This window comes from Rhizobium sp. NLR22b, assembly GCF_019685295.1.
Taxonomy (GTDB): Bacteria; Pseudomonadota; Alphaproteobacteria; order Rhizobiales; family Rhizobiaceae; genus Rhizobium.
The window spans coordinates 1-18,259 of sequence record NZ_JABDWM010000004.1 but is presented as its reverse complement, the minus strand read 5'-3'; the positions used below and the strand labels follow the sequence as shown (position 1 = coordinate 18,259).

Sequence of the window (18,259 nt, the reverse complement as noted above, 5' to 3'; positions counted from 1 at the left end):
CCACATGCCCTATCGCTTCTGCTCTACGCTCAGCTTGCGCATAATCCTTTAAGAGAATGCGTTAACGAAAAATTAGCGCGTCGATTCAGGCCGGATTCATGGGCGCTGAGCTTGTCGACAATATGGGATGCCCTCGTCACAAGCGCTGCGCATTCTGGACGAGATCCATCAAGCGCGCGGATGGGCTCGATCATACACCTCAAGCAACCGCGATGCATCGACGCCGGTATAGACCTGCGTTGTCGAAAGGCTGGCGTGGCCGAGCAGTTCCTGGATGGTGCGCAGATCGCCGCCGCCAGCAAGCAGATGGGTGGCGAAGGAGTGGCGGAGCGCATGCGGCGTCGCCGTCTCCGGCAGGCCGAAGGCGCCGCGCAGCTTCTGCATGGCGCGCTGGATGATCGCCGCCTGCAGCTTGCCGCCGCGGGCGCCGCGAAACAGCGGCTCACCGCTTTCGAGATAATAGGGACAGAGGGCGCGATATTTTTCGACCGCATCGAAAACGACGGGCAGAAGCGGCACCAGCCGTGTCCTGTTGCCTTTGCCGGTGATGCGCAGCGCTGTGGCGCCCTTCGGCAGGTCGGCGGGAACGAGACCCAGCGCTTCGGAAATGCGCAGGCCACAGCCGTAGAGCAGAGTCATGACAGCCGCATCGCGCGCGGCGATCCAGGGTTCGTCATGCAGTTGGGCTTCATCGCTGACGATGGTGATCGCTTGCGTATCCGACAGGGGTTTGGGCAGCGACTTCGGCTGTTTCGGCGAACGGATCGCACCGGCGCCGGCGGCATTGACCAAGCCCTTCTTTTCCAGGTGACGCAACAGCGAACGAAGGCCGGCGAGATTGCGGCCGAGCGAACGGGCGCCGGAGCCTTGCCTGCGCCGGGCAGCCAGGAAGGCGCGGAAATCGGCGGGACGCAATTCCCTGATGTCGGCGAGGGTCGCCGGGCCGGCAAGATGACCGGTCAGGAAGGTCAGAAACTGGCGGGTGTCGCGCTCATATGCATCGAGCGTATGCTCGGAAAGGCGGCGTTCACGAGCGAGGTTTTCGAGCCACGCAGCGCGTTCCGCCATCAGGCGCGGGTCGGCGATTACAAGCAGTTCATTCACGTTGCTGGCCTTGAATTTGCCTTCAAGTCCGCCAATTTGAAGCAGGAACGGTTATGGAATTGCTAATGCCGGCCAAGCCTTTGTCATCCTTCGATCATATTGTACTGCGATAGCTTACAGCCCATAGACAGGATCTTTCATGGCACGGCGCGATTCCATGACGGCTTTCGGACAACTCGCGGAAGCGATCGCTCTCGTTTCACAGGGAAAGCCCGGTCACATCGTCGACACGCTGATTGCCGAACGCGGCCAGAGGATCGTGAAACATCCGCTCTGGCCGGTCATGCGACCGTTCGTATACACGCTTCTGCGCTACAACAAGGCGATCGAATTCGCCAACGCGGTGGCCAAGATGCCGGGGTTCCAGTCGTTCGAATATCTGAGCGACGTGCTGAAGCTCGACATCGGCGTCGCCAATGGCGAACGCATTCCTGATAGCGGCGGCTTCATCCTCGTCAGCAATCACCCCACAGGCATTGCCGACGGCGTAGCCGTTTTCGACCTCCTGAAAACGCGCCGACCCGATATGATGTTCTTTGCCAATCGCGATGCGATCCGCGTCAACCCGCGTTTTGCCGAGATGGTCATCCCCGTCGAATGGCGGGAGGAGCACAAGAGCAAGCTCAAGGCGCGCGAGACGCTCCAATTGACGAACCACGCAGTACGGGAAGGCAAGGCGACGGTGCTCTTTCCATCGGGCCGCATCGCCTATTGGGCCAATGGCCGGCTCAATGAACGCCCCTGGAAGACGTCGGCGGTCGGGCTGGCGCGCAAATACAATCTGCCGATTCTCCCCGTCCACATGACGGCGCGCAATTCCGGCCTGTTCTACTGGCTGGCAAAGTGGTCGACGGAGCTTCGCGACATGACGGTTTTCCACGAACTCTTGAACAAACGCGGCGACCGTTTCGATTTCGTGATCGGCAATCTCATTCCCGCCGAACATCTCGACGGCGATGTCAACGAGGTGACGAAGGCGCTGGAGAAACATACGGTCCACGACATGGCCCGCGATGGGGACGCGACCTTCGTGCCGGTCGGCGGGCCGGCTGCGGCGATGCCGTGCGAGATGTCGGTTCTGGCCGTCTAGAATCGTGACGATCGATATTCGCATCTTCCATGATGGGTTGCCGGAGGCAATGGCGGGGCTTGCGCACCAAGCCCAACAGGAAGGCCATCTCCATATCGGCCGGCTTATCGATGACTGGGCAGCTGGCGACATCCGCTTCACGCGTGACGGCGAAAGGCTGCTCGGCGCTTTTGAGGGCGAAACACTCGTTGCTGTCGGAGGCGTGACCATCGAACCCGCCCGGCCGGAAGCGCTGCGGATGCGGCGTTTCTACGTTAGCCCCGCAATGCGCGGTCGCGGCGTCGGGCGGATGCTTGCTCTGGCGCTTCTGGATCACGCGCGGCGCTTCTGCCGCTGTGTCACTGTCCATGCGGGAAATGATGGTGCGATGAGGTTTTGGGAGTCGCTCGAGTTTCGTCCCCTTGACCAGGATGGCTATACCCTTGTCCTAGACCTGCGCGGTTGAGGCGAGACCGCACACCATTATGCGCCGATCTCCTGGAGGCGGACGGCCTGGCGGGCCAAGAGCCGCTCGACATCGGCAATGTCGAGCGCCGAAAGCCTGGGCCCCGGCTTGCGCAAGGCGGCGGATTTGATCACGCCGCGCTTGGCAAGCACGTATTTGCGGCAGGCAAGACCGACGCCCTGCTGCTGTTCATAGCGAGCGAGCGGCAGATAGGCATCGAAGATTTCGTGGGCGCGCTCGGGATTGCCGGCGCTATAGGCTTCGACGACGCCGACCATCATCTCGGGATAACAGAAGCCGGTCATGGCGCCGTCGGCGCCGCGGCCCATCTCCTCCGGCAGGAAAAGCCCGCCATTGCCGCAGAGGATGGAGATGCGCCGCATGCCGCCCTTGTCGCTGGCTGCGCGAAGCGCGGTGATTTTCGACAGGCCCGGCCAATCCTCGTGTTTAAGCATGACGCAATTCGGCACCTCTCTGACGATGCGCTCGATGACCGCGGGTGCGATCGTCACATTGGTGGTAAGCGGATAGTCCTGCAGCGCGAAAGGCGTATCACCCAGGGTTTCACCAACCGACTGGTAGAAGGCGAAGACCTGATCGTCGGTCCTGATGGTCCAGGGCGGCGCAACCATGACGCCGGCGGCACCTTCGCCCATGACGACCTTGGCGAGCTCGCTCATCGGGGCAAGCCCGGGCGCCGACACGCCGACGACCACCGGCAGGCGTCCGTCAAGGCGCTTCAGTACACGCTCGACCACGATCCGCGATTCCTCGGCGGTCAGCTTCGGAGCCTCGCCGAGCTGGCCGAGCACCGTCAGGCCGGTGACGCCGGCGCCTTCATAAAACTCGACCATGCTGTCGATGCTTTGGAGATCAAGCGTGCCGTCGTCGGCAAAGGGAGTTACAGCGATAACGTAGACGCCTTTGGCATTCTCGCTCAGTCTGGCCATTCATGCTCTCCGATTCAGCTGTCGAACAATCTTCCGGCAAACTAGGCGGCCAATTGCTTGCCCGGCAACCTTTTCGTCAAGGCGCGGTTCATCTTGGCGAGCCTTCGTTATCCACATTGTCGCCAGTCGAGCCATCTCTTCTTTGCGGTTCCAATTCCATCGATTTGCGGGCATGGTCTCGCGCGATGAGCATAGATTCGTCCGATCTCTTTGGCACGCTTTTCGAAGCACCGCCCGTGAACCGAACGGTGCCGGTGCTGGTGCCGATGCCGGCGCCGAAACCCTATTCCTACTCGGTGCCGGAGGGCATGGCGGTCGAGCCCGGCTCGGTCGTGCAGGTACCGCTCGGGCCGCGGCAGGTGATCGGCGTCGTCTGGGACGGCGGCGAAGATGGCGTCGATCCGAAGAAGCTGCGGCCGATCAGCCATGTCTTCGATTGCCCGCCGCTTTCCAAGGAGATGCGGGATTTCATCGATTGGGTGGCGAGCTACACGCTCTCCCCGCCCGGCCTCGTGGCACGCATGGCGCTCAGGGCGCCGAATGCCTTCGAGCCTGAGCCGATGGTGGAGGGGCTGAAATTCGTCGGCGGCGAACCTGAGCGGATGACACCGGCGCGTGCTCGCGTGCTTGCGGCCGCTTTCGACGGCCTGTCATGGACGCGCAGCGGTCTGGCGCATGCGGCCGGCGTTTCGACGAGCGTCGTCGATGGGCTGATCACGCTCGGCATTTTCGAGACGGTGTTCCTGCCGCCGCCGCCCGTTGTGGCGATGCCGGATCCCGGCTTTGCCGCCGCACGCCTCGAAGGGCCGCAGAAAGAGGCGGCGGCGGAGATCGTCTCCGACGTCCGCAGGGGCGAATTTTCGGTGTCGCTGATCGACGGGGTGACCGGCTCCGGCAAGACCGAAGTCTATTTCGAGGCGATCGCCGAGACGCTGAAGCGCGGCAGGCAAGTGCTGATCTTGCTGCCGGAGATCGCGCTGACGGCGAGTTTCCTCGAGCGTTTTCAGGATCGCTTCGGGGCAAAGCCGGCCGAATGGCATTCCGACCTCGCCCCGCGCATGCGCGAAAAGGTCTGGCGCCAGGCGGTGACCGGGGAAGTGCGGGTCGTGGCCGGCGCCCGATCGGCGCTCTTCCTGCCTTTCGAAGACCTTGGTCTCATCATCGTCGACGAGGAGCATGATCCTGCCTACAAGCAGGAAGATCGGGTCTTCTATAATGCCCGCGACATGGCCGTGGTGCGCGGCCGCATCGGTGATTTTCCCGTCATCCTGGTGTCGGCGACGCCGTCGGTCGAAAGCCAGGTCAACGGGCAGAACGGCCGCTACAGCACCGTCCACCTGCCCACGCGTTTCGGCGACGCGGCGCTGCCCGATCTGCATCTCATCGATATGCGCAGGCACGCGCCGGAGCGCGGTGGCTTCCTGTCGCCGGTGCTGATCCGGGCGATCGGCAAGACCGTGGAGAGGCGCGAACAGGCGCTGCTTTTTCTCAATCGGCGCGGTTATGCACCGCTGACGCTCTGCCGGGTCTGCGGTCACCGCTTCCAATGCCCGCAATGTTCGAGCTGGCTGGTCGAGCATCGCTTCCGCAAGCAGCTGCAGTGCCATCAATGCGGCCATGCCGAGCGCACCCCGGAGGCCTGTCCGGAGTGCGGCACGCTCGACCATCTCGTCGCCTGCGGGCCTGGCGTCGAACGCATCGCCGAAGAGGTGGAGCGACATTTCCCAGAGGCGCGGACAATCGTTCTGTCCTCGGATATCATGGGCGGTGTGAAGCGGCTGCGGCTGGAGCTTGATGCAATCGCCAAGGGCGAGGCCGATATCGTCATCGGCACACAGCTCGTCGCCAAGGGGCATAATTTTCCGCTGATGACGCTGGTCGGCATCGTCGATGCCGATCTCGGCCTTGCCAATGGCGACCCGCGCGCGGCCGAGCGCACGTTTCAACTTCTGTCGCAGGTGACGGGCCGCGCCGGACGCACCGGTCTCAAAAGCCACGGGTTGCTGCAGACCTACCAGCCGCAGCATCCCGTGATGCAGGCGATTGTATCAGGCGATTCCGATGCCTTTTACGAGCGCGAGATCACCGAGCGCGAACGCGCCGCACTACCGCCTTTCGGCCGGCTGGCTTCGATCATCGTATCGGCAGAAACGCGCCACGACGCCGAGAACCATGCGCGCGGCATGCGCAACGCAGCGCCCCAGGTCTCCGGCATCTCAGTGCTCGGCCCGGCGGAAGCGCCCCTCGCCTTGGTGCGCGGCCGCCACCGCTTCCGCCTTTTGGTCCACGGACGGCGCAACTCCGACATCCAGGCGTTTTTGCGGGCGATGCTGTCGCAGTCGCCGAAGGAGCGCGGATCAGTGCAGGTGCAGCTCGACATCGATCCCCAGAGCTTTCTGTAGATCGTTCCGCACACTGCGTTTCCGGATGCGGCCGATCATGGCATAAACGCAGAATCAGCGGATGATTTGGGGTCGAGGCATGGAATTTGAGTTTCCCACGGAATTTGGCGAGCAGCTTGCCTTCGGCGCAGCCGCCTTCACGGCCATCGCCGGCTTCGTCATCATGTTTGCGCCCGGTCTTGCGATGAGGATCTTCGGCCTGGCGCCGCGCGGCGAGCGGCGTGAAGGTTTCAGCGAGGTCCGATCGACAGGCGGCTTCTATCTCGGTTTTGGTCTCGGTTCCGCCGTGCTGGCGCAGCCGCTGATTTATACGGCATTCGGCGCAGCGTTCGCCATGGCCGCGTTCGCCCGCATCGTCTCCATCCTGTCAGATAAGGGGAGTACTTATCTCAACTATTTACTTCTGGTTGTGCAAACAGTTATCGCGGCACTGCCGCTGCTGTATGTTTTCGGCTTCTTCCAAACATGATTTTCGCCGCCGGCGGCGGCTTGCGCGGCCCGCTTTCAGGCCATTGCGCAATTTTGCGAACAGAAATTCATGCGAAAGGCGTATTCGGGCATTACGCGTGTTGCGAGTCCGAACATCCTATGTTAGACGGACCCCGAATTTCGGAAGAAGCAAGAGGCTTCTCTTGTGATTTCTGGGGGAAATCAAAACGAATTCAAGATCATAGGTTCGGCGCCCGCCGAGAGCCGGATTTTGGATTGAAATCAGGGAAATTTGTGCCAGTGGCAGACACGTCCCAGCTTACTTCTGGTGTTGCCGAGCGCTATGCCTCGTCGCTTTTCGAGCTGACGCTCGAACACGGCGCCGTCGACAGCGTAGCCGCCGATCTTGACCGTTTCCAGGCGATGCTGGATGAGAGCGCTGAACTGAAGCGCTTCGTCGCAAGCCCGGTTTTCTCCGCTGAAGATCAGCTGAAGGCGATTGTCGCCATCAGCGAGAGAGCCGGCATCAGCGGCTTCTTCGCCAATTTTCTGAAGGTCGTGGCGCGCAACCGCCGCCTGTTTGCCCTGCCGGGGATGATCAGGGCCTTCCGCCTCATCGCGGCGAATAATCGCGGTGAAATCTCCGCCGAGGTCACCTCGGCGCATGCGCTCTCCCAAGCGCAGGAAACCGAATTGAAGGCGGCACTCAAGAGCGTCACCGGCAAAGACGTGACGATGGCCGTCACGGTTGATCCGTCAATTCTTGGTGGTCTGATCGTGAAGGTCGGGTCCCGTCAGATTGATACGTCTCTTCGTACCAAACTCTCTACCCTTAAGCTCGCATTGAAAGAGGTTGGCTGATGGATATCCGCGCCGCGGAAATTTCCGCAATTCTCAAAGACCAGATCAAAAATTTCGGCAAAGAGGCGGAAGTCTCGGAAGTCGGCCAGGTTCTCTCCGTCGGTGACGGTATCGCTCGCGTTTACGGGCTGGACAATGTCCAGGCTGGTGAAATGGTCGAGTTCCCCGGCGGCATCCGCGGCATGGCCCTGAACCTTGAATCCGACAATGTCGGCGTCGTTATTTTCGGTAACGACCGCGACATCAAGGAAGGCGACACTGTCAAGCGGACCGGTGCCATCGTCGACGTTCCCGTTGGTCCCGAACTGCTCGGCCGTGTCGTCGACGCGCTCGGCAACCCGATCGACGGTAAAGGCCCGATCAATGCGACGCGCCGTTCGCGCGTCGACATCAAGGCTCCCGGCATCATCCCGCGCAAGTCGGTCCATGAGCCGATGTCGACCGGCCTCAAGGCCATCGATGCGCTGATTCCGGTCGGCCGCGGCCAGCGCGAACTCGTCATCGGCGACCGCCAGACCGGCAAGACCGCCATCCTTCTCGATGCCTTCCTCAACCAGAAGGCCATTCACGACAATGGTCCGGAGGGCGAAAAGCTTTACTGCGTTTACGTCGCTATCGGCCAGAAGCGTTCGACCGTCGCCCAGTTCGTCAAGGTGCTCGAAGAGCGCGGCGCGCTGAAATACTCGATCATCGTCGCCGCCACCGCTTCCGACCCGGCGCCGATGCAGTACCTGGCCCCGTTTGCCGGCTGCGCCATGGGCGAATATTTCCGCGACAACGGCATGCATGCGCTGATTGGTTACGACGACCTGTCGAAGCAGGCCGTGTCCTACCGCCAGATGTCGCTGTTGCTGCGTCGCCCGCCGGGCCGCGAAGCCTATCCGGGCGATGTTTTCTATCTGCACTCTCGCCTGCTCGAGCGCGCTGCGAAGATGAACGACGACATGGGTGCCGGTTCGCTGACCGCTCTTCCGGTCATCGAAACGCAGGGCAACGACGTTTCGGCCTTCATTCCGACCAACGTGATCTCGATCACCGACGGCCAGATCTTCCTTGAAACCGACCTGTTCTACCAGGGTATCCGTCCTGCCGTGAACGTCGGCCTGTCGGTTTCCCGCGTCGGTTCCTCGGCTCAGATCAAGGCGATGAAGCAGGTCGCAGGCTCGATCAAGGGCGAGCTCGCCCAGTACCGCGAAATGGCCGCCTTCGCCCAGTTCGGTTCGGATCTTGACGCTGCGACGCAGCGCCTGCTGAACCGTGGCGCTCGCCTGACCGAGCTCCTGAAGCAGCCGCAGTTCTCGCCGCTGAAGACGGAAGAGCAGGTCGCTGTGATCTTCGCAGGCGTCAATGGTTACCTCGACAAGCTGCCGGTCGCATCGGTCGGCAAGTTCGAACAGGGCCTGTTGTCCTATCTGCGTTCGGAAGGCTCCGCCATCCTCGACGCAATCCGCACGGAAAAGGCTATCAGCGACGACACCAGGGGCAAGCTCACCGCTGCTCTCGACAGCTTCGCCAAGTCTTTCCAGTAATCGGGCCAGGTTAGGACGGATAACGGATGCCTTCACTTAAGGATCTGAAAAATCGGATCGCCTCCGTCAAGGCGACGCAGAAGATCACCAAGGCGATGAAGATGGTCGCCGCGGCGAAGCTTCGGCGTGCGCAGGAGGCGGCCGAGGCCGCCCGGCCTTACTCGCAGCGTATGAACGCGGTCCTTGCGAATATCGCCAAGGCCGTTACCGATGCGGACGGGGCGCCGGTCTTGATGACCGGCACCGGCGAGGACCAGGTGCACCTGCTCGTGGTCTGCACGGCCGAACGCGGCCTGTGCGGCGGTTTCAACTCGCAGATTGCCCGCTTCGCCCGCGACCATGTCCGCAAATTGGTCGCCGAAGGCAAGACGGTGAAGATCTTCACGATCGGCAAGAAGGGTTATGACATTCTGCGCCGCGAATTCGCGTCACTGATTGTCGAGCGCAAGGAATTGCGCGAGGTCAAGAAGATCGGTTTCGAGAATGCCGACCAGATCGGCAAGCGCATCATCGAGATGTTCGAGGCCGGCGAATTCGACGTCTGCACGCTGTTCTATTCCGAGTTCAAGTCGGTGATAAGCCAGGTTCCGACCGCGCAGCAGCTCATCCCCGCCAAGGCCCCGGAAGCCGTCGTCGAGGATGAGGAGCATGCTGGCGCCGTCTACGAATACGAGCCGGATCCGGCGTCGATCCTCGACGATCTGATCCCGCGCAACATCTCGGTCCAGATCTTCCGCGCTCTCCTCGAGAATGTCGCGGGCGAAATGGGCGCCAAGATGAGCGCCATGGACAATGCGACGCGCAATGCTGGTGAGATGATCAACAAGCTGACGCTGAGCTACAACCGCCAGCGTCAGGCGCAGATCACCAAGGAACTGATTGAAATCATTTCGGGCGCGGAAGCGCTCTGAGTTAGGAAAAGAGGGTAAGAAAATGGCTGAGGCAGCTACCCGTTCTGTCGGCAAAGTCACCCAGGTTATCGGCGCCGTCGTCGACGTCGCTTTCGAAGGCGAACTGCCGGCGATCCTGAACGCGCTCGAAACCGATAACAACGGCAACCGCCTTGTTCTCGAAGTCGCTCAGCATCTGGGCGAAAACGAAGTCCGTACCATCGCCATGGACTCGAGCGAGGGTCTCGTCCGCGGCCAGCAGGTCGTCGATACCGGTGCCCCGATCTCGGTTCCTGTCGGCGATGAGACGCTTGGCCGCATTATGAACGTCATCGGCGAACCGGTCGACGAAGCAGGCCCGCTCAACACCGCCCACAAGCGCGCCATCCACCAGGACGCGCCGGCTTACGTCGAGCAGTCGACGGAAGCGCAGATCCTCGTTACCGGCATCAAGGTCGTCGACCTTCTCGCCCCTTACGCAAAGGGCGGCAAGATCGGCCTGTTCGGCGGCGCCGGCGTCGGCAAGACGGTTCTCATCATGGAACTGATCAACAACGTCGCCAAGGCGCACGGTGGTTACTCGGTCTTCGCAGGCGTGGGTGAGCGTACCCGCGAAGGCAACGACCTCTACCACGAAATGATCGAATCAGGCGTCAACAAGCATGGCGGTGGCGAGGGCTCGAAGGCTGCGCTCGTTTACGGCCAGATGAACGAACCGCCGGGCGCGCGTGCTCGCGTCGCTCTGACCGGTCTGACCGTCGCAGAACATTTCCGCGACCAGGGCCAGGACGTTCTGTTCTTCGTCGACAACATCTTCCGTTTCACGCAGGCGGGTTCCGAAGTGTCGGCTCTGCTCGGCCGTATTCCTTCGGCCGTGGGTTATCAGCCGACGCTCGCAACCGACATGGGTCAGATGCAGGAACGCATCACCACCACGACCACGGGCTCGATCACCTCGGTCCAGGCCATCTACGTTCCGGCCGACGACTTGACCGACCCGGCGCCGGCGACCTCGTTCGCCCACCTTGACGCAACGACGGTTCTGTCGCGTTCGATTGCTGAAAAGGGCATCTACCCGGCCGTCGACCCGCTCGACTCCACCTCGCGCATGCTCGACCCGTTGGTCGTCGGCGAAGAGCATTACGAAGTCGCCCGTAAGGTCCAGTCGACGCTGCAGCGATACAAGGCCCTGCAGGACATCATCGCCATTCTGGGCATGGATGAACTGTCCGAAGAGGACAAGGTTGCCGTCGCCCGTGCCCGCAAGATCGAGCGCTTCCTGTCGCAGCCGTTCTTCGTTGCCGAAGTCTTCACCGGCTCGCCGGGCAAGCTCGTTGCTCTCGAAGACACGATCAAGGGCTTCAAGGGCCTCGTTAACGGCGAATACGACAATCTGCCGGAAGCCGCCTTCTATATGGTCGGCTCGATCGATGAAGCCGTCGAGAAGGCCAAGAAGCTCGCCGCCGCTTGATGAGCGACGCTCAGGACGAGATATTCTGCTGCGACTCCCTCAAGCGAGTCGTGGCGGAGCTGCCAGAGCCGGCCGCGCCGACCGTCTACCGCGCCGATAACGGCGTGACGATGATGGTTGTCGGGCTGGTTCAGACCGAGGAAGGCCTCGGATATCTCGATCAGGCGATACTGCACTGCCCGTTCTGCGGGACCAAATTGCAAGCTGCAAAAGCCATAGCCGAGAAGGTAAGTCACTGATGGCTGACAATTTCAACTTTGAGCTCGTTTCGCCGGAGCGCCTGCTGCTGTCGGAGATGGTGACCGAAGTCGTCATTCCCGCAACCGAAGGCGAGATGACGGTTATGGCGCATCATGCGCCGACCATGACAACGATCAAGCCGGGTATCGTGAGCGTCCGCTCCGGCTCCGGCAGAAAGCAGGACTATGTGGTGTTCGGTGGTTTTGCCGATATCCTGCCGACAGGCTGCACATTGCTTGCCGAGTCCGCCGTTCCGGTTGAAGAGCTCAACAAGGATGAGCTGACCCGCCGCATCGAAGCTGCCAAGAAGGAACTCGAGGATGCCGTGCATCATGAGCACAAGTCCAAGCTTGAGCACTTCATCCTGGAACTGACGCATCTTAGCGGCATCGTCCAGCAGGATTGATCACAGCGACAGCATCAATGAAAGGCGGCCGCGAGGCCGCTTTTCTTGTTTCTGCCGTCTTTGAGCCCGACGATCGAAGCGCATCAACGAAAGTGAAGAGAGAGCAGGCGATCAAAGCCGCTTTTGCCGGTTTACGACGGTGAGGCGACACTTGCAGTGCCGCGCGACTTCAAAGCGCGCGCAAAAGCGCTGCGGCCCTTGATACGCCTATCGTGCTTTCCTTGTTTTACGACTGCATCTTCGTGGCCGCACATTGTGCGCGCGAGGCTTGGAACCGGGCAGACTCTCATTAGAAGCCGGTACCGCCGCGTAGCTCGATGACCAGCGTCTTGAACAGGATTTTCAGGTCGAGCAGCAGGCTGAAATTCCTGACGTAATAGATATCGCAGGCGATCCGGGCCCGGGCTTGCAGCGGCCGTGCCGTCGGTCCGCGCCAGCCCCGTGTCTGCGCGAGGCCGGTGATGCCGGGGCGCATGACGTGGCGATGGTGGTAGTTCGGCACCAATTCTTCGTAAAGCCTGCCGGCTGCGCGCATGTTGATGGCATGGCAGCGCGGACCGACCAGGGACATGTCGCCCCTGAGGACGTTCAGAAGTTGCGGCAGCTCGTCAATGTTTGTCCTGCGGAGCAGAGCGCCGATGCCGGTCACCCGCCTGTCGCCCTTGACGGTCTGCTGGATGCCGCTGGGATCGCAAGCGTCGGTGTGCATCGAGCGGAACTTGAAGACGGTGATCTTTCGGCCGTTCAGGCCCCAACGGATCTGACGGAAGAATACGGGGCCGCCATCGTCGAGTTTGATGAAAATAGCGATTGCCAGGAAAAGCGGCGCCAGCACGAGGAGAGCGCTGGCCGCGATGACGATGTCGATCAGCCGCTTTACGGCCAATCGCAGAGCCGCCTTGCCTTCGACACCAGAAAAGCTGTCCGGCTGGCGAATGTTGGAGTTCGCTACAACCAGAGTCCGGATTTTGTTCTGACGCTGAGACGAATCGAAGCGTGAACTTATCTTCGAAGTAAAAGCATTCATTACTCAAAGCCCAGAAGTTTAGATGCGATACTGAACTGCGGGGAGACAGATACATGCTTACGTATGGTTTGTCATCGTTATAAATAAGAAATCGGTAAGCATAAAGACGCCAAAAATGGGAGTATTTCGCGTTAACCTTAATGCCTCTAGTTGAGTGGCGTTCGAAATTATACTTCTAAAGGAGTAGCCCGATCAGGCGGCGCGATGTGAGGTGATTGCCGAAATCGATTACCGGTCGTTCCAACAGATAATAACTGAGGCTTGCCACCAGAAAAACGAGCGCCGCCGTCAGTGTGCAGGATTGCAGCCAACCGGTGACCACGTTCTCCGAGGAGGCCCCGAACGAGCCGGGGTCGAGTCTCTGGATCAATGTCAGGATGATCTCCTGCCAGATGTAAATGCCGAAGGAGATCTTGGCGACGTAGCGGACAGGAGCGTTATCAAGCAGCCTGCCCAGGCCCTGGGCACGGCTGAGCGAAACGAGCGCTGTTGCGACCGCCAGTGGAAAGACTGGAAATCCATAGGGGATGTCAAGCCAGCCGTAACCTTCGGCCGAGCCGCCAGGTGATATGAGGAGGCGGTAAGCGGCAACCGAAAGGGCCAGGAGTGCCGCGGCGTCGAACCAGGAAGAGCGCCTTGCGGACAACATCACTTCGATGCCAGCGGCAAAGGCACCGAGCGCGAAGACGGCAAAGAAACCGATCGGATTATAGTTGGGCATCCATTCCTTCGCCCCGCCCTGCAGGCCATATGCCCAGCCGCGCCCAATATCGTCGAGCGCAAAGAGCCTCAGGATTACCAGATGGGCAAGAAGGACGACGGCAATGACGCAGAGCCATACGGCGCGGGCGAAGAACGGACGTTGCCGCAGCAGGGGCAAGCGAAACAGCAGGAAAAAGGCGGCCGGCAGGAGCACATAGCTGGTGACCTCGAAGGGAATGGACCAGAGCGGCCCATCGGCTTCGACGGGAAAGAACGTGCGCCAATGCCACTGGCTCATGAACAGCAGCCCCGAGACATAGCGGACGACGAGCTCCGGCGTCAGCGGCAGGGCAAGCAGCGTCAGGCTGAGGATAAAGCCGACGCTGGCGGCGAACCAGAAGCCCGGAGTGATGCGCGCCAACCTGCGGATGGCGTAGTGCCCGAGGCTCGGCATGGCGCCGCCGGCGTCGAGAGCGTGCCAGAAAGGGCGGGCAAGCAGAAAGCCGCTGAGCACGAAGAAGATGGCGACGCCGAAATTGCCGAAGCGGAGGACGTTGGCCGTCGGCGCCAATTCATCCGGAATTCTGCGCATATCCAGCCGGAGCGCGAGATGATGCGCGAGCACCAACAAGCACGCCATCGCGCGCAGAAAGTCGGCTCCGACCAGTCTGTCCTGTGCTCGCATGTCGTTCCCGCCCCGCTCGATTCGGCTCAAACCGCCCAAGCTCAAAGCATTGCCGCGGAAGGCCGCGTCGGCAAGGGCGGGTCGGGATCAGCCGAGGAGTTCGTTGGTGTAATAGGTGGAAAAGTCCGGCTTCTCCCTGAGCACGACCCCATTCGCATCAACCAGGATGCCGTTCTCAAGCAGGAAGCCGCCGATGGCATCGGCCTTTGCCGGGTCAAGGGTGCCGATCACGCCGGCCTCGGATCTCAGGAAGTGGCCCTCGATCAATGCCTTCTGGGAAGCCTTTACCAGTTCCGTGTTCATCAGTGCGCCGTTGCTTCCCGATATCAGCAGTTCGCAGGCTTCGTCGGGATGGTCGATGGAGTAGACATAGCCTTGACGTGTGGCCTGGATGAAGGCGCGAGCGTGTTCTCGAGTGGCCGAGAGATAGGCGTCGCTGGAAACGATGACCGTCGTCTGCTCGTCGGGAATGCCGTAATCGGAATAGTGGAAGCGGCTGATCTTCCGCTTCTCCAGCTCGGCGGCGATGCCTTCCCAGGTGTAGATCTCCAGCGTGAAGTCAATCGAGCCATTGTCCAGCGCCTCATAGGCGGAGGTGCCAAGGGTGACGGTCTTGACGTCGCCCTTGCCGCCGTCATTGCGGATCATCGCTGAGACCAGCGCGCTTTCCCAGGTGCCGCCGAAGCCGCCATAGGTCTTGCCGTCGAGATCTCTGGGACTCTTGATGTCGTCGCGCCCGCCCTTGAAGATCAGGCGTGCGGTTTCCGTCTGGACGACGCCGTAGACCATCTTCACGTCACCGCCGCCAGCGCGCTGCGTGAGAGCCTCGATCTCGCTGCTGATGCCGAAGTCGGCGACCCCGTTCGACACCAGCGTGCCGGCGCTGGTGTCGGTAAAGGGCAGAATCTCAACATCGAGGCCGGCGGCCGTGTAGAAGCCTTTCGCCTTGGCGACATAGATGCCGATGTGGTTGGTGTTGGGCGTCCAGTCGAGCGCGATACGAACCTTTGCGGGCGCCGATTGAGCGAAGGCGGCGCGGCCGGCGAGGCTTGTTGCGATAGCGGCGAGGATCGTCTGTCGACGGGTGAGAAGCAGCATGGTGACCTCCTCAGGTCTATTAGAGCAGGATCCCGAAAAGTGTGAGCGGTTTTCGGACGACATCGTGCTCTAACTCTTTAAATTGGAACAGGATTCAGATTGCAGGCCGACCGGCCTGAAATCATCCTGTTCTTGCGGATGAAGCAGGGTTTGCAGGATTTCAGTCTCGATTGCCTGGGCCGCGGGCGAACCGAGATCAGCGATGCTTCTCGGGCGGGGCAGGGAAACGCGGAATTCGCGGATGACGCGGGCCGGGCGGGCAGACAGCACGTAGATCCGGTCGGAGAGGAAAACGGCCTCGCGAACATCGTGGGTTATCAGCAGCGCCGTCCAGCGATGTTCGGTCCACATGTCTTGCAGCCACTCCTGGATCTGGATGCGAGTCAGCGCATCGAGCGCGCCGAAGGGCTCGTCGAGCAGCAGCATGTCCTGCTTCTGGATGACGGTGCGCAGCAGTGCAGCACGCTGGCGCATGCCGCCGGAAAGAGAGGCGGGGTAGTGATGCTCGAAGCCGGCCAGGCCAAACCGCTCGAAGAGGGGCGCGACAGCGGCGCGGGCGGCCCGCCGATTCATGCCCCTCACTTCCAGGCCGAGCACGGCATTGTCGATGATCCGGCGCCAGGGCATCAGCGCATCGCGTTGCGGCATGAAGGCAAAGGAATGCGGCGTCTGTTCCAGCGCCGCACCGTTGAAAAGCATGTTGCCGGAATCCGGCCGCAGCGCCTGAGTCAGCAGTCTCAGCACGGTCGATTTTCCCGAGCCGGATGGGCCGACGATCGAGACGAACTCGCCGTTTGCGACCGCGAGCGAAATGTCGTCCAGGACCTTCATGCCGTCGAAGGACTTCGAGATGTTGCGCAGCTCAAGCATCTGACCGGTCATCGGCGCCGTTCCTTGGATGGCTGCCAGGGCATGACGAAACGCTGGATAACCACCGTCAGCGCGAAGAGGCAGAGCGTCAACACAGCGCTGACGATCACGGCGGCGAGCACGAGATCGGGACGGAAATTGTTCTTGGCGTTGAGGATATAAATGCCGAGGCCGCTTGCAGCGCCGGCATATTCGGCAAAGATCGCGCCGACGACGGCATAGGTGATCGAGATTCGAAGGCCGGCGAAGAAATAGGGCAGCGACGAGGGAAGCCGCGCCAGGCGGAAAATGCGCCAGCGACTCGCTTTCATCGAATTCAAGAGCTCGGCGATGTCGCGATCGGTCGCCTCATAACCCTGAAGCAGGGCAACGAGCAGCGGAAAGAAAGTGACGAGCGCCACCAGCAATATCTTCGGCAAAAGGCCGAAACCGAACCAGAGAACGACGAGGGGTGCGATCGCCACCAGCGGCAGAGTCTGGCTGGCGATGAAGATCGGCAGCAGTGCCCGACGCATGAAGGGCATGAAATCCATCAGGATCGAAGAGGCGAAGGCGAAGGCGAGCGACAGGGCGAAGCCGCCGAGTGTCGCGCCGAGCGTCGGCCAGGTGTTTGATATCAGCCCCTCTCGGTTCAGCCAGCCCTGGATAAGAATACGCGAAGGCGCCGGCAGAATGGACGGTTTGATGCCGGAAAGATCCACATAGAGTTCCCATGCCGCCAGAAAGGCAAAGCCTGCGAGCAAGGCGGGCATTGCCCGGTACACGGCGAGACAGAGCGTCGCAAGGCGCGAATCCGATGGTCGTGGCGATGTCATCGGCGTTCGATTTCAGGCTTTCGTCTGGCCGTTAGCGCAAACCTGTCGAGGACATCGGTCTCGATGCGCAGCCTACCGCGATTGGGGGCGGTTGCCTTGACGGCATCGAGAGGGATGCCGGCGGAATTGCCGGACGTCGGGTAGAGTGACACTTGCGCGCCGGAACACATTTGGACCTCGCTCCGCTGGCATTACCCAGATCAGCTTAGAAGGGTCCGGAGGCTTGCGCCTCGCATCTCAGCCCCGGCGATACAGAGCTCCCCTGTCATTCGGCGAAAACTATCATCGGGGTTTTGTTGCCGCAACCGCAAAATTACAAACCCGTCCGGCCGGCCGGGACGGGGCGCAGATGAAAAAACACCCGGACGAGGTCCTGTCCGGGTGTTTTCCGAGGTTCCGTACCTGCCGGGAACGGAACCCGAGCGCTCGCCTCTCGGGCGGCTGTATCGGCAGGGGCGATCGGTACCAGGGCGGACAAGCGCCGATGCCATCATTTCAGCTTCGTATCGACCAGATGATCTCGCTGTCGCTCCTTCCTGCGCCCTCGCGCTTTACGGCCGGGGGAGCAGGGGTTATAAAACCTCAACTAATATTGAGGTCAATGGGCGATGAATAGGATTTCTGCGACGCCGCTCGGCAGGCTTCTGACAGTCGGCGAAGTGGCGCAACGCAGTGGTCTTGCCGTCTCGGCACTGCATTTCTACGAAGCCAAGGGGCTGATTTCGAGTATCCGCACGCGCGGCAATCAGCGGCGATACGGACGCGATGTGCTTCGCCGGCTCGGCATCATCAAGGTGGCGCAACGTGTTGGCATACCGCTTTCGGAAATCCAGACGGCATTTGCCTCCCTGCCGCAGGGACGCACGCCGACGGTTGCCGACTGGCAGACGCTGTCGGCGCGCTGGAAGGATGAACTCGACGCGCGAATCAGGCGGCTGAGCCTGCTGCGAGACCGCCTGACCGGCTGCATCGGCTGCGGCTGCCTGTCGATCGAAAGCTGTCCGTTGCGCAATCCCTTCGATCGGCTCGGCGAGGAGGGGCCAGGCGCACGGCTGCTGGAGACCGAAATCGACATATGAGCTTTCAGGGAAAAGCTTGTCTTATGATTTCCACGCTTTTTGTTGAGATAAAGAAGCGCCGGAGAGGACGGCCATCCTTCTCCGGCGATGGGGGACGGATCGTGAAATGGCAGGTCGACGTTCTTGCGAATGCCGGGCCGAGCTAGAGTTTGATCGCCCCCATCTT

At 61.3% G+C, this 18,259-nt stretch carries 17 protein-coding genes, 2 pseudogenes and 1 riboswitch; of the genes and pseudogenes, 11 read left to right on the top strand and 8 right to left on the bottom strand.

Features of this window, described 5'->3' with window-relative positions:
- Positions 1-168: 168 nt before the first annotated feature.
- A complete protein-coding gene (locus tag HJC00_RS08120) occupies positions 169-1,104 on the bottom strand; it encodes a tyrosine recombinase XerC (RefSeq protein ID WP_221163839.1) in 936 nt (311 codons plus the stop codon).
- A 139-nt stretch (positions 1,105-1,243) separates the two neighbouring features.
- On the opposite strand from HJC00_RS08120, the gene HJC00_RS08115 reads away from it, so the two are divergent.
- Both HJC00_RS08115 and HJC00_RS08110 read left to right on the top strand, forming a co-directional pair.
- Positions 1,244-2,194, top strand: a complete 951-nt coding sequence (locus tag HJC00_RS08115; protein WP_210632946.1) for a GNAT family N-acetyltransferase — start codon at positions 1,244-1,246, stop codon at positions 2,192-2,194.
- Positions 2,195-2,198: 4 nt separating this feature from the next.
- Positions 2,199-2,639 (top strand): GNAT family N-acetyltransferase, encoded by a 441-nt coding sequence (locus HJC00_RS08110; protein WP_221163838.1) that lies wholly within the window; start codon positions 2,199-2,201, stop codon positions 2,637-2,639.
- Between the two features lie 17 nt (positions 2,640-2,656).
- Here HJC00_RS08110 and HJC00_RS08105 read toward each other — a convergent pair whose 3' ends face one another.
- Positions 2,657-3,589, bottom strand: a complete 933-nt coding sequence (locus tag HJC00_RS08105) for a dihydrodipicolinate synthase family protein (RefSeq protein WP_210632944.1) — start codon at positions 3,587-3,589, stop codon at positions 2,657-2,659.
- Between the two features lie 185 nt (positions 3,590-3,774).
- Between HJC00_RS08105 and HJC00_RS08100 the strand changes: the two genes are divergently transcribed.
- From HJC00_RS08100 to HJC00_RS08065, 8 genes are all read left to right on the top strand, one after another.
- On the top strand, positions 3,775-5,991 hold the full coding sequence (locus tag HJC00_RS08100) for a primosomal protein N' (protein WP_210632943.1): 2,217 nt from the start codon (positions 3,775-3,777) through the stop codon (positions 5,989-5,991).
- A gap of 79 nt (positions 5,992-6,070) precedes the next feature.
- Positions 6,071-6,460, top strand: coding sequence for a DUF4345 domain-containing protein (locus tag HJC00_RS08095; protein WP_221163837.1), 390 nt, complete (start codon positions 6,071-6,073; stop codon positions 6,458-6,460).
- 254 nt (positions 6,461-6,714) lie between these two features.
- Complete coding sequence (locus HJC00_RS08090) at positions 6,715-7,281, top strand: F0F1 ATP synthase subunit delta (RefSeq protein ID WP_221163904.1); 567 nt, start codon at positions 6,715-6,717, stop codon at positions 7,279-7,281.
- On the top strand, positions 7,281-8,810 hold the full coding sequence (gene atpA, locus HJC00_RS08085) for a F0F1 ATP synthase subunit alpha (RefSeq protein WP_210632941.1): 1,530 nt from the start codon (positions 7,281-7,283) through the stop codon (positions 8,808-8,810). The genes HJC00_RS08090 and atpA overlap by 1 nt, the downstream gene beginning before the upstream one ends.
- A 26-nt stretch (positions 8,811-8,836) precedes the next feature.
- Positions 8,837-9,721 carry a F0F1 ATP synthase subunit gamma gene (locus HJC00_RS08080; protein WP_168296613.1) on the top strand — a complete coding sequence of 295 codons (885 nt, stop codon included), beginning with the start codon at positions 8,837-8,839 and terminating at the stop codon, positions 9,719-9,721.
- A 22-nt stretch (positions 9,722-9,743) separates the two neighbouring features.
- Complete coding sequence (gene atpD, locus HJC00_RS08075; protein ID WP_168296614.1) at positions 9,744-11,171, top strand: F0F1 ATP synthase subunit beta; 1,428 nt, start codon at positions 9,744-9,746, stop codon at positions 11,169-11,171.
- Positions 11,171-11,410, top strand: coding sequence for a hypothetical protein (locus HJC00_RS08070; RefSeq protein WP_210632940.1), 240 nt, complete (start codon positions 11,171-11,173; stop codon positions 11,408-11,410). Before atpD ends, HJC00_RS08070 begins: the two co-directional genes overlap by 1 nt.
- The gene (locus tag HJC00_RS08065) at positions 11,410-11,817 is read left to right on the top strand and encodes a F0F1 ATP synthase subunit epsilon (protein WP_210632939.1); all 408 of its coding nucleotides are present in this window, start codon (positions 11,410-11,412) and stop codon (positions 11,815-11,817) included. Before HJC00_RS08070 ends, HJC00_RS08065 begins: the two co-directional genes overlap by 1 nt.
- A 289-nt stretch (positions 11,818-12,106) precedes the next feature.
- On the opposite strand, the gene HJC00_RS08060 is transcribed toward HJC00_RS08065, so the two are convergent.
- The 6 genes and pseudogenes from HJC00_RS08060 to HJC00_RS32980 all read right to left on the bottom strand — a co-directional run.
- Positions 12,107-12,844 carry a sugar transferase gene (locus HJC00_RS08060; RefSeq protein ID WP_221146061.1) on the bottom strand — a complete coding sequence of 246 codons (738 nt, stop codon included), beginning with the start codon at positions 12,842-12,844 and terminating at the stop codon, positions 12,107-12,109.
- A 167-nt stretch (positions 12,845-13,011) separates the two neighbouring features.
- Positions 13,012-14,231 (bottom strand): annotated as a pseudogene (locus tag HJC00_RS08055) (acyltransferase family protein).
- 87 nt (positions 14,232-14,318) lie between these two features.
- On the bottom strand, positions 14,319-15,329 hold the full coding sequence (locus HJC00_RS08050; RefSeq protein WP_221163835.1) for an ABC transporter substrate-binding protein: 1,011 nt from the start codon (positions 15,327-15,329) through the stop codon (positions 14,319-14,321).
- 69 nt (positions 15,330-15,398) lie between these two features.
- Entirely contained in the window at positions 15,399-16,211 is an 813-nt protein-coding gene (locus HJC00_RS08045; RefSeq protein ID WP_210632935.1) for an ABC transporter ATP-binding protein, read from the bottom strand.
- Positions 16,208-17,014 (bottom strand): ABC transporter permease, encoded by an 807-nt coding sequence (locus HJC00_RS08040; protein WP_221146057.1) that lies wholly within the window; start codon positions 17,012-17,014, stop codon positions 16,208-16,210. The genes HJC00_RS08045 and HJC00_RS08040 overlap by 4 nt, the downstream gene beginning before the upstream one ends.
- Positions 17,015-17,067: 53 nt before the next feature.
- Positions 17,068-17,184, bottom strand: a pseudogene (locus HJC00_RS32980) (HMP/thiamine-binding protein); the annotation flags it as partial.
- Positions 17,175-17,287, bottom strand: a riboswitch (TPP riboswitch). It overlaps the preceding pseudogene by 10 nt.
- Before the next feature lie 335 nt (positions 17,288-17,622).
- Between HJC00_RS32980 and soxR the strand changes: the two are divergent.
- Complete coding sequence (gene soxR / locus HJC00_RS08035; protein WP_210632933.1) at positions 17,623-18,093, top strand: redox-sensitive transcriptional activator SoxR; 471 nt, start codon at positions 17,623-17,625, stop codon at positions 18,091-18,093.
- Positions 18,094-18,259: the final 166 nt, after the last annotated feature.

Bases quoted from the DNA above. Each gene is read 5' to 3' on its own strand.
- atpD (WP_168296614.1), top strand. From the start codon at position 9,744: ATGGCTGAGGCAGCTACCCGTTCTGTCGGCAAAGTCACCCAGGTTATC.
- HJC00_RS08095 (WP_221163837.1), top strand. From the start codon at position 6,071: ATGGAATTTGAGTTTCCCACGGAATTTGGCGAGCAGCTTGCCTTCGGC.
- HJC00_RS08045 (WP_210632935.1), bottom strand. From the start codon at position 16,211: ATGACCGGTCAGATGCTTGAGCTGCGCAACATCTCGAAGTCCTTCGAC.
- HJC00_RS08100 (WP_210632943.1), top strand. From the start codon at position 3,775: ATGAGCATAGATTCGTCCGATCTCTTTGGCACGCTTTTCGAAGCACCG.
- HJC00_RS08050 (WP_221163835.1), bottom strand. From the start codon at position 15,329: ATGCTGCTTCTCACCCGTCGACAGACGATCCTCGCCGCTATCGCAACA.
- HJC00_RS08070 (WP_210632940.1), top strand. From the start codon at position 11,171: ATGAGCGACGCTCAGGACGAGATATTCTGCTGCGACTCCCTCAAGCGA.
- HJC00_RS08105 (WP_210632944.1), bottom strand. From the start codon at position 3,589: ATGGCCAGACTGAGCGAGAATGCCAAAGGCGTCTACGTTATCGCTGTA.
- HJC00_RS08060 (WP_221146061.1), bottom strand. From the start codon at position 12,844: ATGAATGCTTTTACTTCGAAGATAAGTTCACGCTTCGATTCGTCTCAG.
- HJC00_RS08115 (WP_210632946.1), top strand. From the start codon at position 1,244: ATGGCACGGCGCGATTCCATGACGGCTTTCGGACAACTCGCGGAAGCG.
- HJC00_RS08040 (WP_221146057.1), bottom strand. From the start codon at position 17,014: ATGACATCGCCACGACCATCGGATTCGCGCCTTGCGACGCTCTGTCTC.
- HJC00_RS08080 (WP_168296613.1), top strand. From the start codon at position 8,837: ATGCCTTCACTTAAGGATCTGAAAAATCGGATCGCCTCCGTCAAGGCG.
- atpA (WP_210632941.1), top strand. From the start codon at position 7,281: ATGGATATCCGCGCCGCGGAAATTTCCGCAATTCTCAAAGACCAGATC.
- soxR (WP_210632933.1), top strand. From the start codon at position 17,623: ATGAATAGGATTTCTGCGACGCCGCTCGGCAGGCTTCTGACAGTCGGC.
- HJC00_RS08065 (WP_210632939.1), top strand. From the start codon at position 11,410: ATGGCTGACAATTTCAACTTTGAGCTCGTTTCGCCGGAGCGCCTGCTG.